This is a genomic window from Paraglaciecola hydrolytica (assembly GCF_001565895.1).
Classification (GTDB): domain Bacteria; phylum Pseudomonadota; class Gammaproteobacteria; order Enterobacterales; family Alteromonadaceae; genus Paraglaciecola; species Paraglaciecola hydrolytica.
This window is the reverse complement of the sequence record NZ_LSNE01000009.1, coordinates 18,300-32,147: the sequence shown is the minus strand read 5'-3', so window position 1 is coordinate 32,147 and position 13,848 is coordinate 18,300. Positions and strand designations below refer to the sequence as shown.

Below are 13,848 nucleotides of genomic sequence, written 5' to 3'. Positions count from 1 at the left end.
GTAAGAAAAGTTATGATCAGCGTTTTTGACATGTTCAGTATTGGTATCGGCCCTTCTAGTTCACATACCGTTGGCCCTATGCGCGCGGCCAAAACCTTTTGTGATGCTCTACAAGAAAGTGGCCATTTTGAGCTTACCACCACCGTTAAAACCGAGCTTTTTGGCTCTTTAGGCCAAACCGGAAAAGGTCATGGAACGGGTAAAGCCGTCATCTTAGGTTTGTTAGGTCATGCACCTGAAACCATAGATAGCAGCTTGGTAGATGGTTATTTGGCAGAAATTAGAAAAACCGCAAGTTTGCAACTGGCGGGTTTAAAAACCATAAAATTTCCTGATGAAGATGCGATTATTTTTCATCGTCGTAAAACCCTTAAACAACACGCCAATGGCATGACGATTCATGCTTTAAATGGCACTGAAGTGCTCTTTTCACAGACCTATTTTTCGATTGGTGGCGGTTTTGTTATTCGTGAACAAGACTTTGCTCAGCAAAAAGTTGCCGCTTTACTCCATGAAGAACAAAGTGTGCCTTTTGATTTTTCCAGCGCCGCCCAGTTATTAACTCTGTGTAAAGAAAACGGTTTTACCATCAGCTCTTTGATGATGAAAAACGAGCAAGTATTTCAGCCCAAAGCTGAAGTTGTCAGCAAACTCTGGCATATCTGGCAAGTGATGTATGAATGTGTACAAGTGGGGATTAACAGCGAGGGTATATTACCCGGTGGTTTAAAAGTCACGCGCCGAGCACCTGGACTTTACCGTCGTTTGCAAAGTGAACAAACCGCAGATCCCATGGTTGCCATGGACTGGGTTAACCTCTTTGCTTTGGCGGTTAACGAAGAAAATGCCGCAGGTGGCAGAGTGGTAACGGCACCGACCAATGGTGCTGCAGGCATTATTCCTGCGGTGCTGTGTTATTTTAATAAATTTGTACGCCCCGTCGATCAAGAAATTGTCAGTCGCTATTTATTAACTGCGGCAGCTATCGGCATTTTATATAAAAAGAATGCATCGATATCTGGTGCCGAAGTGGGTTGTCAGGGCGAAGTGGGTGTTGCCTGTTCGATGGCTGCTGGCGCCTTAACTGAGATTCTCGGTGGCTCGGTAGATGCGGTGGAAAACGCCGCCGAAATCGGCATGGAGCACAACTTAGGTTTAACCTGCGATCCGGTCGGCGGACTCGTGCAAGTACCCTGTATCGAACGTAATGCCATGGGTGCAATTAAAGCCATTAATGCTTCGCGCCTTGCTCTTCGAGGTAGTGGTCAGCACAAAGTGTCCCTCGATAAAGTAATCAAAACCATGTGGGATACAGGCAATGATATGAAGTCTAAATACAAAGAAACCGCTCGAGGCGGTTTGGCAGTCAACATAATTGAGTGTTAACTTTTACCAACTCCATTATGTTAAAAAGGGCATAAATCCTTAGATTTATGCCCTTTTTATATTTATCCCTTGGTATTAATTTTTAGTCATCTGACTGATCACATCAACCATTTCTTTAGTACTTTGGTTAATCTTTTTAATGGTATCGCCAGTTTGTTCGACTAACTCCACACTATGTTGTGCATCTATCACAATCTTTTCAATGGATTTAACCGCATTACTGGCAAATTCATTATTAAGCTTAACGACTGCGCCTATCTCTGCCGTAGATTTACTGGTTCTACCGGCTAGTTGTCTTACTTCATCCGCGACAACCGCGAAACCACGGCCTTGCTCTCCAGCCCTAGCCGCTTCTATGGCAGCATTTAAGGCGAGTAAATTGGTTTGATCAGCAATGGCCGAAATCGTATTCACGATATTACTGATCTGCTCCGATTGCTCATTCAAGGCATTGATATCTTTGGCTGCGGCATTCAAACCAAGGGACACATCTTGCATAGATTTCATCGCTTGATTAGCGATTTCGATGCCATTGCTAGAAATACTATCGGTACGTTTGGTTGACTCAAAAGCCAACTCATTGGTTTGCTGAGCTTGAGTCACTGAAGAGGTAATATCGGTCGCAAATTCAACTATTTTGACTAACTGTTTACGATTGTCATAAATAGGATTGTAAGTCCCTTCAAGCCACACTTGTTGACCGGTTTTGCTGACTCGTGGATATTTACCCGAAATGTATTCGCCACCCACTAAACGCGACCAAAAGCTCCGATATTCACCAGATTGCACATAGTTAGATTGGCAAAACACTTTATGGGATAAACCGATAGCGTCTTGTGGGCTATAACCCATGGCAGACAGAAAATTATCACTGGCTTTTATCACTTCCCCAGCAGGGTTATATTCAACCACTACCATAGAGCGATTAACCGCTGCAAAAATGCCATCCATTTCAGCATTTTCTTTAATGCGTCGGGTGATGTCAGAGGCGATTTTTAAGATTCGACTCACTTTGCCATGGCTATCTAATACCGGGCAATAGGTGCCACCAATATAGATTTCCTGTTTATTGCGGGTCAATCGTAAATTCATGCCTTTTACCGTTTCGCCCTCACGCAATCTACGCCAGAACTGGGTATATTCATTGGCTAGGACATCCTTTTTAAGACACAGCACACTATGGTTTTTGCCAAGTAGCTCATTGGCTTGATAGCCCATCATTTCCAGATAACTGGCATTAGCAGACAGAATATCCCCTTCAGGACTAAACTCGACTAAGCATAACGAATCAGACAAGGCGGCCAATGAACTTTCCAAAGCCTGTTTATCCTGCTGACACTTCAATAGTTCTGCTTGAGTAGCTTTTACTTTCCTTAAAAACGACCACAACATGACATCTTCCTTCTAAAATCAATTAGTGCCTTTTTTATATAGATAGCACCCATCATTCAAAAATACTACCAACAAAAAAGAGGCTTAATTAAGCCTCTTTTGTAGCATTTTTAGCTCGTAAAAAATAACATCATTTAACCGGTAAGGTTAAACCTTTAAACATTTTTTCTACTTCTTCATTATTTTTCAGCATCATGGCTTTTTCGACTACCGTCTTGGTCAAATGCGGCGCAAAACGTTCAATAAAGTCATACATGTAACTGCGTAAAAACGAGCCTTTTCTAAAGCCAATTTTAGTCGTGCTGTATTCAAACAAATGGCTAGCATCAATTTTAACTAAATCACCGTCCAGCTTCTCATCGACAGCCATTGAGGCGATAACGCCAATGCCAACGCCTAAACGCACATAGGTTTTAATGACATCGGCATCGGTAGCGGTAAACACGATCTTGGGATCTAGTCCTGCACGACTAAACGCGTGGTCAAGTTCAGAACGACCAGTAAAACCAAAGACATAAGTCACCAACGGATACTTAGCAATATCTTCTATAGTAATAGAAGTCTTTTTAGCTAAGGCATGGTCGCGATTAACGATAATACTGCGATTCCAGTGATAACAGGGCAACATCACCAAGTCGTTGTATAAGTGCAAGGCTTCTGTGGCGATGGCAAAATCAGCTTCGCCCTTTGCCGCTAAATCACTGATCTGTGAAGGTGTACCTTGATGCATGTGCAAGGACACCCGAGTGTACTTGTTCATGAAACCTTTAATTACATCAGGCAATGCATAACGGGCTTGAGTATGCGTTGTAGCAATATTCAATTTACCTTGATCAGGCAGAGTATGTTCACGGGATACCGCTTTGATACTCTCGACCTTAGCCAAAATCTCACGAGAAATATTAATGACATCCTGTCCTGCATCAGTGACGTGGGTGAGATGTTTGCCGCTACGGCCAAAAATCTGTACGCCAAGTTCGTCCTCCAACATTCTCACTTGCTTACTAATACCGGGTTGAGAGGTATATAAGCTTTCTGCGGTTGCTGAGACGTTGAGATTATTGTTTAACACCTCAACGATATAACGAAGTTGCTGTAGTTTCATGGTGGAGCCTTGCTGTTAACCTGCGAGAGTTCTTTATATTTAAAGGTTATATAACGACGAGAAAATGAATTCCATACTATTTTAACAAATCATCCTATTTATTCAGAAATAATTATTGTTGATTGTAAAAAAAGCCATCAAGGAATACATTTATTGTGTTAAAAAGTGTTATAACCCGTTGTTACGCAAAGAATACTCTAGTTACGTGTTGGTGTATTCAAGATATTAAAAATAGTTGATTGTGTTAATGAAAAATAATAATGAAAACAGCTTAGATTTCGCCACAGTCCTCGGCTCTGCAGTACATGACATGAAGAATTCTTTATGCCTGTTATTGCAGTCTATTGAAAATCTAACCCAGACTAGTGCAGCAGAAAACCAACTCACCAAAGATCATCTGGCTTCGGCTCACTATGAGGCCTCGCGCTTAAATACCGGTTTAGTGCAGTTACTGTCGCTCTACCGAGCCGGATTGAATAGTTTACCCTTAAATATTGACCAACATTACATTGAAGACGTCATTGACGAGCTTAAAGCGACCAATGAACGTTATCTTCAACATAAAAACATGACACTTAAGGTGCAGCAAAACAAAGAACTGGCGTGGTACCTTGATCTGGATTTAATTTGTATCCTGCTGAACGATATGTTGATCAATGCTATGCGTTACAGCCATAAAAATATTCTGTTAAGTGTTTATACCCAAGACGACTACTTGATATTTAAAGTAGAAGACGACGGTCCTGGTTATCCACTTGCCATGTTAGAAGCTGTTGATATGAACATGCAAAACTATGATATTGGTCATGGCCGTACAGGGCTAGGTTTGTACTTTGCGCGTTTAATTGCACAGGCGCATACAAATGACAAAAAGCAAGGTAGTATCAGCTTACAAAATGGTGGTAGCTTAGGTGGTAGCGTATTTACGTTAAAGTTACCTTAGCCTGACAACGATAACTTAACTTAGTAGTTAGCTTAAAGTGAGAGATAAATAAGCAGTGTTTGCCTTAATAATCATATTGATCCTAGCTCTGGTGCTGATCGCTGTCGTGGTGAACGCGGTGCAGCAACATCGTAATAAACTCGAACTAGAGCGACGCAACGAAATAGCCAAACACAAATCTGTGGTTGATGATACCGAAACAACTTTAATGGCTGCTCAACATATTCCAGTCACCCAGCGACTTGTCTTTATTTTACAAAAACGGGCGCTCGACAGTTTAAAAGTTGTGAATCAACTTAGTCCCGGTGTCGGTGATATCAAAGAACGAATCAAATCCTACGAAACTACGCTAAAAGCCATTAACGTTGAGCAGCCGCCTCCTGCCGAAGATAGTTTTCAATTGCCACAAAATGATAAGCAGGTTATTCAATTTATTCGTGGTATCAAAAATATGCGTGCGGTACTGCGCTCCGAATTCAAAAAAGGCAAAGTCGATAGCCGGGTCTTTGTAATTGAAGACAAACTACTAGAACGTATGCAACTCAGGGCTAACGTTGATACGCTAATTCGCCGTGGTGATTTAGCCTTGAAAAACAATCAATTAGGTTCTGCTCGCCAATGTCTCGAAAAAGCCATAGGTGCCTTATCTGCTCAGCCTAATCCAGATGAATATGTGGTAGCTAGACAAGCCCAATTAGAAGAGCAACTACGCAATATTCAAGATAACCTGAAAAACGCCAATAGTATGGACGTTAAAAAGAAACAAGACTCAGAGCGCAACGAGTTAGACGAATTATTTGCGCAGAAGAAGAAGTGGTAATTTTACTGTTTAAACTTATGCTGATTATCTACCACCCAATGCCAAAAAGTATCCGCTACGACAGATAAATTGCTGCGACTTATTTTAACCATTCCCACCTTTTTACTCAGGCCGCTATCCTGCAAGTTATGTTGTAAAGGAATACAGGTTAACCCTTTGCCTGACATTTGTTCCTGACACAATCCTGGTACAACCGACACTCCTAAGCCATGTTTAACAAATTGCCCTAAGGTAGCTAACTGCCCTGCTTCAGCCACCACATTGAGTTGGTAACCTAAGCGCTGTATGTGGTTTTCTATCCAGCCACGCATGGCCGAATTTTTATTCATCGCCACAAAAGGATAAGCAACAATATCCTGCCATTGAATCGACTTTAAACTGTTCAAAGGATGTTCGCTGGGCAATATCAACATAAAGTGATCAGTAAACAAGGGATGAAAAATAGTGCCTTCTTGGCGCTCATGTTCAAAAGTAAAACCAATCTCTACTCGCCCTTCGCGTACTTCTTTATATACTTCTTCCATGACGATATCCGCTACCGACATTTTGATATTAGGAAATTCAGCCTGATACAATTGTAAAATAAGTGGTAGTTGACCGGCCGCAAAAGAAGGCATGGCTGCTATCGATAGCTTCCCCCGTCCCATGGCAAACAGATGATGTAAATCACTAAAAGCTTCATCCCATTCATTCATTAAACGCAAAGCCACAGGTAAAAATAAAGCACCTTCAGGGCTCAGTTCAACCTTACGTGTGGTTCTAGAAAACAAAACACCACCTAACTGTGTTTCCATTTTTTTTATGGCACTAGATAAAGCAGGTTGCGATATAAACATTTTTTCAGCGGCTTCGGCAAAGGTTGTACTGCGTGCAATACAGATAAAAGCCTGAACTTGTCGAAAGGAAATATTCACCACTACCCACCCAATTAATAGATTTAATTTATTAATACCCATATTAATTCAATTTTACTATGATTGATTTATATTTACACTGTTATAACAATTACTTCATAAAGGCATACAAATGGCTGGTTTCAATAAAGTGGTTCATTCTTACGCAGCAGCGATGGAAGGTCTTAGCGATAACATGACAATCATAGCCGGAGGTTTTGGCCTATGTGGCATTCCAGAAGGTCTGATAAAACAAATCCAAACTATGGGTACTAAGGGCATTACCATCGTCTCCAACAACTGCGGGGTGGATGGTTTTGGCCTTGGCTTGTTATTAGAAAAAAAACAGATCAAAAAGATGATTTCATCTTATGTGGGTGAAAATGCCTTGTTTGAACAGCAACTACTCAGTGGTGAGTTAGCAGTAGAGCTGACACCACAAGGCACCTTAGCTGAAAAAATGCGCGCTGGCGGCGCAGGTATACCAGCATTTTTTACCGCTACTGGTTATGGTACCCCCGTTGCTGAAGGCAAAGAAGTACGCGAATTTAATGGTCGCCCTTATATTATGGAAGAATCGATTACCGGCGATTTTGCCATAGTAAAAGCGTGGAAAGCTGACCGTTATGGCAACTGTGTTTATCGACATACTGCACAAAACTTTAATCCTTTGGCTGCGACGGCTGGCAAAATTACTGTCGTTGAAGTTGAAGAGCTGGTCGAACCGGGACAACTCGAACCGAGTCAAATCCATACACCAGGAATATATGTTGACCGCATTATCGTCGGCCAATTTGAAAAACGTATTGAACGTAAAGTACTGTCCACTTCACTTTAAGGGTAAACACAATGGCATTAAACAGAGAACAAATCGCACAACGTGTCGCCCAAGAATTTAACGATGGTGATTACGTTAACCTAGGCATAGGTATACCTACCTTAGCCGCTAATTATGTACCCGCCGGCATGGAGGTGATGCTGCAGTCGGAAAACGGACTGTTAGGCATGGGCCCCTATCCAACAGAAGAGCAGGTCGATGCCGATATGATCAATGCTGGCAAAGAAACCGTCACTGCTGCCATTGGGGCTTCTATTTTCAGCTCAGCAGAAAGCTTTGCTATGATCCGTGGTGGTCATGTTGATCTCACCGTACTGGGCGCATTTGAAGTGGATGCTAAGGGCAATATTGCGTCTTGGATGATCCCTGGGAAATTGATCAAAGGCATGGGTGGCGCCATGGATTTAGTCGCAGGCGCACGTAATATTATTGTGACTATGACCCACGCCGATAAACACGGCAACTCTAAATTACTCGAAGCCTGCACCCTGCCCTTAACTGGGGTTAATTGCATCAATCGCATTATTACCGATCTAGCCGTACTTGAAGTAAAACAAGGTGCATTTCACCTACTTGAGAGAGCACCAGGGGTATCGGTTGAAGAAATAATCAGTAAAACCGCCGGTAAACTGGTTGTAGCTGAACACACGCCTGAAATGCAGTTTTAGGCCTGTTGTTCAATATTAATGAGAGTGCTGTAAAGCCATATTTGGTGTATTCTGGGGGTACAAGTTAGGTAAAAAATTAGATTGAATGATGTAATTAGTGAATGATGCCAGCTAATCCCCCAGAACGATCATCTCGACACTTTTCAGGCGCAGCTTCGCACAATATTGTGAGCTGCCATGAATGTGCTTATGTTGTGCATTTGCCCGCCATCCCTAATAAACATAAGGCATTGTGTCCACGTTGTGGTTATAAACTTACCATGCACCGCCAGCATGCCTTGCAATGGATTTGTGCCTTGGCGGTTTCAGCCCTCATTTTTCTATTCGCTGCTCTACCTTTTGAGTTTTTATCTTTTAGCGCAGGTGGACAAACTCAAAACATCGATTTGTTAGCAGGCATTGATGTATTATTTATAGAAGATTATGCAATCTTAGGTCTGTTGCAGATCATGGCAATATTGATCCTGCCCGGTCTGATTTTAATTAGTATTTTAGTGATACTTATACCCTTGCAGTTTGGCATAGTCATGCCCAAAGCAGACTACATTACACAATTTATCTTGCATTTATTGCCTTGGTCCATGGCAGAAATATTTCTAATTGGGGTATTGGTCAGCCTCGTCAAAATTAGCTCACTGGCAGATATTGCCGTAGGCCCATCATTTTATGCATTTTTGCTGTTTACTTTAAGCATGAGTGCCATGTTAATGTTTTTTGATGAGCATCAACTGCGTATCGCCATTCAGCAAAAATCCCGTATAACACAAAAACCCATCAATGCCAGCCAAAGTATACAAACCACATGGGCCTTACTCATTAGCTCGGTGTTATTGTACATTCCTGCCAATGTATTACCCATCATGGTCACCAAAACTTTAGGGGATGAAAAAGCCAGTACCATCATTGGTGGGGTGATCTTATTGTGGCAATCAGGCTCTTACCCTATCGCTTTAATTATTTTTGTAGCCAGTGTGCTGGTGCCCGTCGCTAAAATTGTCATATTATGTTGGCTTAATTACAGTGTGCAACAAGGTCATCAACAACTAAATCGAGAGCGTATGCGTTGGTATCGGCTCACTGAATTTATTGGGCGTTGGTCGATGATCGATGTATTTGTGGTGGCTGTGTTAGTCAGTCTTATTCAATTAGGTAATGTCATGAGTATTCATCCAGGCTACGCTGCTATCGCATTTTGCGCTGTGGTTATTGTCACTATGTTAGCCGCCATGTCATTTGATACAAGATTAATCTGGCACAAGGAAAATACGCCACATGAGTGAACATAACTCTCCACTGCCACAATCAACAGAGCCTGCTGTTGGGCCTAGCCAAGCCGAACTAAAACCGCTCAGACGTATTTCCAAGATCTGGTTTATTCCTTTGATCGCCTTAAGTATTGCAGTGTGGATGGTCTACCAACAATGGAGTAACCAAGGGCCCCTCATTACGATTTCTTTTCCTACTGCCACCGGTCTCGAAGCTGGAAAAACTAAAATAAAAACCCGCAATGTCGATGTAGGACTGGTTAAAAAAATAGAACTATCGGAAGATCTACAAGGCGTGACGGTGACCGCTAGAATGAACGCTAGCGTTAAAAATTTACTACATAAAGATAACCAGTTTTGGATCGTATCACCTAGAGTCACACTTAATGGTATCTCAGGATTAGGCACTTTAATGTCAGGGCCTTACATTAACATGGCACTAGGTATGGCGGGTGACACCAGCATACAATTTGAGGCTCTCGAAGGTCCACCAGTGACACCTGCAGGTACACCCGGACTGCATATCACCTTAAACAGTGATGCTGAATTTGCCTACAAAGAAGGGGATGCGGTTATCTATAAAGGTTTAAAAGTGGGCGAAATTGAAGATACTTATTTTAATTTTGAAGAACGAGTAGTCTATTACAATACGTTTATCAATGCGCCTTATCATAAGCTCATCACCGAAAACACTAAGTTCTGGGACACCAGTGGACTGTCCGTTGAACTCAATGCCAGTGGTCTTAAATTTGATACTGGCAGCCTTGAAAGTTTGATAACTAATGGGGTGACATTTGGTCTACCTGAAGGTATTCCAGCGGGAGAGCCTATCAGCGAACGCCGTTTTTTTGATATTCATCGCTCCTACGAACAAGCCTCAGAACAACGTTATAAATTAAGTGCAGAATTTGTGATTTTGGTAAAAGATACCGTTCGTGGCCTGCATATTGGTGCACCTGTTGAATATCGAGGCCTAGAGGTAGGAAAAGTATTGGCCATTAACCCACCTGAGTTGGCACAAACCTCATTAATAGACAAACGCTTTGATATACCTGTGGTCATCAGCATTCAACCAGGCAGGGTGCAGCAACCCGATAATCAGCAAGGTTTAGATTACATCAGACAACAAACCTTAAATTGGGTAGACGAAGGCTTACGCGCCTCTTTAAAAATGGGTAATCTTTTAACTGGCGCATTATTTGTAGATTTGCAACATTACCAAAATACCGAGCCAGCCACGACAACACGTTTAGCTAACTACGACGTTATTCCTACCGTCGGCAACGAATTTGCACAAATTACCGCCAAAATCTCCGCCGTGCTCGACAGTATCAACCAAATGAAACTAAAAAATCTGGCCAATAATACTAACAAAACTTTAGTTGATATTAGCCAAACTGCTGAGTCATTGCGTCAAACCAGTCAAAATATGGATAAATTACTGGCAAGTGTTGAGGGCGAAAAAATCAACAATAAACTGCTCTTGGCTATTGAAAACTTAAATAAACTGACCCAGGATTTTTCATCAGGCTCAGATAGTTATCAAGAAATCAATCAAGCTTTACGCGCTGTACAGCAAACATTAAGTGATATGCAGCCATTATTGTTGCAGTTAAACAGTAGTCCAAATAGTTTGATATTTACAGACGGTCAAGGTACAAAACTCAGCCCCAAAGCCGCAAAACAAGGAGAGTCACATTAACATTAAGCGTGTTCTACTCAGCATTTTAGTGGTCGGTTTGAGTGCCTGCAGCACAAAACCTTTGGACGTGAATTATTATGTACTGTCGCCCCCAAAACCTGTTGAGCACATCAAGCATAAGGATGATGTGAGACAGGTTAAACTTAACAAAATTATGCTAGCCGACTATCTCAGGCAATCTAGTATCGCCATGCAGGTTGCTGAAAACCAAATGTATTTTTCTCGTCAGGATGTGTGGGCTGAAAGTTTAGAAACCGCTATTTTAAGTGCCCTGCTAAGGGATCTAAATCAAAATACAACTATCCAATATAGTAGTTACCAAAGTCCCGACACCCATACTGATAATATAAGCTTAACCATACACATTGAGAGTTTTCATGCTTCGGATAAGTCTAAAGTAGTGAGCTCTGGTCGATATTGGCTGTTTGATCCAATTAAACCCAAAAAGCTCGAAAAACCCTTCTATTTCAGTTTAACCTTGGAGCAAGATGGCTATTCACATGCGATCTCGCAGCAACGGCAATTACTAAGTTTATTAGCTAAGGATATTCAATTAGAACTTGATCAGTGGAATGTAACGACAAGTCAGCATTAGTACTGAGGTCTTATTCGTCTTCAGTTGATCTATATAGTGTATTAAAACAGGTAACTCATGTCGTCACGACACCATGCACACTTAAACGATGGGCCAGTAAACTGGAAAATTTTCCAGCAATTATGGCCCTACTTACTTGAATTTAAACAACGGGTTGCACTCGCATTACTGTGTTTAATCGCCGCTAAAGTAGCCAGTATTGGATTACCTTTTGTCCTTAAACATACTGTCGATCAACTCAATACCAAAGATACGCAAAATACGTTGATTTTAGTGCCTTTTGCTTTAGTTGCCGCCTATGGTTTGTTGCGCTTGAGCAATGTTTTGTTTGGGGAAATTCGCGATACCTTGTTTGGCCGAGTCACTGAACGCGCCATGCGCAGATTAGGTTTGCGGGTGTTTGAACATTTACATGCCCTCGATTTGGACTTTCATCTAAATCGTCAGACCGGTGGTTTGTCCCGCGATATGGAGCGTGGCACTAGTGGCATCAGCTTTTTGATGCGTTTTTTGGTATTTAATATCGTGCCCACTCTTTTTGAGATAGCGGTAGTCATCGGGGTATTGTTTTACAACTATGGTCTGAGTTTCGCACTGATTATTTTAAGCTCTGTCTTCGCCTATATCGCATTTTCAGTCAAAGCGACCGATTGGCGTACTCAGTATGTACGCCAAGCTAATCTGGCCGACTCAAGCAGCAATTCAAGAGCCATCGACAGTTTACTCAACTACGAAACCGTTAAATATTTTAATAACGAAGCCTATGAAGCCCAGCGTTATGATCAAGAGCTGGCTAACTGGGAATTCGCTAGACGCAAAAACCGCCTATCACTGTTTGTATTAAATGGGGGGCAAGCCACGATCATTGCGATTGCCATGACCAGCATGATGGCACTTGCCGCCTATCAAGTTGCTCATGATAAAATGACAATAGGGGATTTTGTCTTAATCAACGCCTTTACCATGCAGATTTTTATGCCCTTAAATTTTTTAGGCTTTGTTTATCGGGAGATCCGTAGTTCCTTAGCCAATATTGAAAACCTGTTTAATTTATTGGCAAAACAAAGCGCAATAATAACAACTACCAGCAACAAACTGAGTGTTACTGAGGGTAAAATCGAATTTAAACAACTGGGATTTTATTATCGCGCTGACCGAGCTATTTTGCAGGATGTGAGTTTTGTTATTGAGCCTGGCCAAAAAGTCGCCGTGGTAGGCGAAAGTGGCGCGGGGAAATCCACTTTAGTTAAGCTGTTATTTCGGTTTTATGATGTGAGTCAAGGCGAAATATTAATAGACGGGCAGGACATTCGCTCTGTCGATCCCCATTCATTACGCAGAGCCATTGGCATAGTCCCTCAAGATACCGTGCTGTTTAATGATAGTATTTTTGAAAACATCCGTTATGGGAGGCCCGAAGCAAGTGATAGTGAAGTGCAACAAGCTATTGAACTTGCTCATTTAAATGACTTTATTCAATCTCTACCTGATGGCCATAACACTCAAGTGGGAGAACGTGGCTTAAAGTTATCCGGCGGCGAAAAACAGCGGGTAGCCATTGCTAGAACGATCCTAAAACGCCCCCCCATTATGGTTTTTGATGAAGCGACTTCCTCATTAGATAGTCAATCTGAACAAGCGATTCTCAACGCCTTACGTGAAATTGCCCAAGGCCACACCAGCTTAGTCATTGCTCATCGTTTATCGACTGTAGTCGATGCCGACAAAATTGTTGTTATGGGTCAAGGTCGTATCCTCGAACAAGGTACACACTCTCAACTGCTCGCACTAAATGGTGCCTATGCCGCTTTGTGGCATACGCAACAACGAAGTCACTCACAAAACACAGTTTTGGATAATACCCATGGATAATGCTGCACTTATCGACGCCATTAACCAAAAGATGCCCTTTGGAAAATATGCCGGTCGTAAACTTTTTCACCTACCCGAGCCTTATCTGGTGTGGTTTCAGCAAAAAGGGTTTCCACAAAATAAACTCGGTCAACAACTAGCTTTAATCTACGAAGTTAAACTGAATGGGCTTGAATCCCTTGTAGCCCCCTTGCTTAAGGATTGAAAAACACACGCGGTTTTAAACTCACGTTATGCCAGCTATTGAGTGTGTAATGTGGGATCTTAACACCATGTACAGGGTAACCAGTTCAAACTTAGTAAAGTTACAAAGTTAAAATTTTCTATTTACTCAATTTGCGGTTTAATTTATAGTCAAAATATGGTAAT

At 41.9% G+C, this 13,848-nt stretch carries 13 protein-coding genes; 10 read left to right on the top strand and 3 right to left on the bottom strand.

What is annotated here, in order from left to right; translation table 11 throughout:
- Positions 1 to 12 precede the first annotated feature (12 nt).
- Positions 13 to 1,386 (top strand): L-serine ammonia-lyase, encoded by a 1,374-nt coding sequence (locus AX660_RS15940; protein WP_068378791.1) that lies wholly within the window; start codon positions 13 to 15, stop codon positions 1,384 to 1,386.
- A 75-nt stretch (positions 1,387 to 1,461) separates the two neighbouring features.
- Here AX660_RS15940 and AX660_RS23665 read toward each other — a convergent pair whose 3' ends face one another.
- Both AX660_RS23665 and cysB read right to left on the bottom strand, forming a co-directional pair.
- Positions 1,462 to 2,778 carry a methyl-accepting chemotaxis protein gene (locus AX660_RS23665; RefSeq protein WP_082768956.1) on the bottom strand — a complete coding sequence of 439 codons (1,317 nt, stop codon included), beginning with the start codon at positions 2,776 to 2,778 and terminating at the stop codon, positions 1,462 to 1,464.
- A 130-nt stretch (positions 2,779 to 2,908) separates the two neighbouring features.
- Positions 2,909 to 3,883 (bottom strand): HTH-type transcriptional regulator CysB, encoded by a 975-nt coding sequence (gene cysB, locus AX660_RS15930; protein WP_068378789.1) that lies wholly within the window; start codon positions 3,881 to 3,883, stop codon positions 2,909 to 2,911.
- 247 nt (positions 3,884 to 4,130) lie between these two features.
- Here cysB and AX660_RS15925 point away from each other — a divergent pair, with 247 nt between their 5' ends.
- Together AX660_RS15925 and AX660_RS15920 are read left to right on the top strand one after the other, a co-directional pair.
- Positions 4,131 to 4,826, top strand: coding sequence for a sensor histidine kinase (locus AX660_RS15925; protein ID WP_068378787.1), 696 nt, complete (start codon positions 4,131 to 4,133; stop codon positions 4,824 to 4,826).
- Positions 4,827 to 4,881: 55 nt separating this feature from the next.
- On the top strand, positions 4,882 to 5,646 hold the full coding sequence (locus AX660_RS15920; protein ID WP_235594763.1) for a hypothetical protein: 765 nt from the start codon (positions 4,882 to 4,884) through the stop codon (positions 5,644 to 5,646).
- Positions 5,647 to 5,648: 2 nt separating this feature from the next.
- Here AX660_RS15920 and AX660_RS15915 read toward each other — a convergent pair whose 3' ends face one another.
- On the bottom strand, positions 5,649 to 6,602 hold the full coding sequence (locus tag AX660_RS15915) for a LysR family transcriptional regulator (RefSeq protein WP_235594762.1): 954 nt from the start codon (positions 6,600 to 6,602) through the stop codon (positions 5,649 to 5,651).
- 70 nt (positions 6,603 to 6,672) lie between these two features.
- Here AX660_RS15915 and AX660_RS15910 point away from each other — a divergent pair, with 70 nt between their 5' ends.
- The 7 genes from AX660_RS15910 to AX660_RS15880 all read left to right on the top strand — a co-directional run bounded on the left by AX660_RS15910 (position 6,673) and on the right by AX660_RS15880 (position 13,684).
- Positions 6,673 to 7,377, top strand: coding sequence for a CoA transferase subunit A (locus AX660_RS15910; protein WP_068378785.1), 705 nt, complete (start codon positions 6,673 to 6,675; stop codon positions 7,375 to 7,377).
- Positions 7,378 to 7,388: 11 nt separating this feature from the next.
- The gene (locus tag AX660_RS15905; protein WP_068378784.1) at positions 7,389 to 8,045 is read left to right on the top strand and encodes a CoA transferase subunit B; all 657 of its coding nucleotides are present in this window, start codon (positions 7,389 to 7,391) and stop codon (positions 8,043 to 8,045) included.
- Positions 8,046 to 8,146: 101 nt separating this feature from the next.
- Positions 8,147 to 9,325, top strand: coding sequence for a paraquat-inducible protein A (locus AX660_RS15900; protein WP_082768955.1), 1,179 nt, complete (start codon positions 8,147 to 8,149; stop codon positions 9,323 to 9,325).
- Complete coding sequence (gene pqiB, locus AX660_RS15895) at positions 9,318 to 11,012, top strand: intermembrane transport protein PqiB (protein ID WP_068378780.1); 1,695 nt, start codon at positions 9,318 to 9,320, stop codon at positions 11,010 to 11,012. Before AX660_RS15900 ends, pqiB begins: the two co-directional genes overlap by 8 nt.
- A gap of 28 nt (positions 11,013 to 11,040) precedes the next feature.
- Complete coding sequence (locus tag AX660_RS15890) at positions 11,041 to 11,607, top strand: PqiC family protein (protein WP_327082860.1); 567 nt, start codon at positions 11,041 to 11,043, stop codon at positions 11,605 to 11,607.
- 57 nt (positions 11,608 to 11,664) lie between these two features.
- The gene (locus AX660_RS15885) at positions 11,665 to 13,479 is read left to right on the top strand and encodes an ABCB family ABC transporter ATP-binding protein/permease (protein WP_068378773.1); all 1,815 of its coding nucleotides are present in this window, start codon (positions 11,665 to 11,667) and stop codon (positions 13,477 to 13,479) included.
- Positions 13,472 to 13,684, top strand: coding sequence for a DUF3820 family protein (locus AX660_RS15880; RefSeq protein ID WP_068378771.1), 213 nt, complete (start codon positions 13,472 to 13,474; stop codon positions 13,682 to 13,684). Before AX660_RS15885 ends, AX660_RS15880 begins: the two co-directional genes overlap by 8 nt.
- The last annotated feature ends 164 nt before the right edge of the window (positions 13,685 to 13,848 follow it).

Excerpts from the sequence above, each read along its gene's own strand:
- AX660_RS23665 (WP_082768956.1), bottom strand. The coding sequence starts at position 2,778 with ATGTTGTGGTCGTTTTTAAGGAAAGTAAAAGCTACTCAAGCAGAACTA.
- AX660_RS15880 (WP_068378771.1), top strand. The coding sequence starts at position 13,472 with ATGGATAATGCTGCACTTATCGACGCCATTAACCAAAAGATGCCCTTT.
- AX660_RS15925 (WP_068378787.1), top strand. The coding sequence starts at position 4,131 with ATGAAAAATAATAATGAAAACAGCTTAGATTTCGCCACAGTCCTCGGC.
- cysB (WP_068378789.1), bottom strand. The coding sequence starts at position 3,883 with ATGAAACTACAGCAACTTCGTTATATCGTTGAGGTGTTAAACAATAAT.
- AX660_RS15915 (WP_235594762.1), bottom strand. The coding sequence starts at position 6,602 with ATGGGTATTAATAAATTAAATCTATTAATTGGGTGGGTAGTGGTGAAT.
- AX660_RS15885 (WP_068378773.1), top strand. The coding sequence starts at position 11,665 with ATGTCGTCACGACACCATGCACACTTAAACGATGGGCCAGTAAACTGG.
- AX660_RS15900 (WP_082768955.1), top strand. The coding sequence starts at position 8,147 with ATGATGCCAGCTAATCCCCCAGAACGATCATCTCGACACTTTTCAGGC.
- AX660_RS15940 (WP_068378791.1), top strand. The coding sequence starts at position 13 with ATGATCAGCGTTTTTGACATGTTCAGTATTGGTATCGGCCCTTCTAGT.
- AX660_RS15905 (WP_068378784.1), top strand. The coding sequence starts at position 7,389 with ATGGCATTAAACAGAGAACAAATCGCACAACGTGTCGCCCAAGAATTT.
- pqiB (WP_068378780.1), top strand. The coding sequence starts at position 9,318 with ATGAGTGAACATAACTCTCCACTGCCACAATCAACAGAGCCTGCTGTT.
- AX660_RS15910 (WP_068378785.1), top strand. The coding sequence starts at position 6,673 with ATGGCTGGTTTCAATAAAGTGGTTCATTCTTACGCAGCAGCGATGGAA.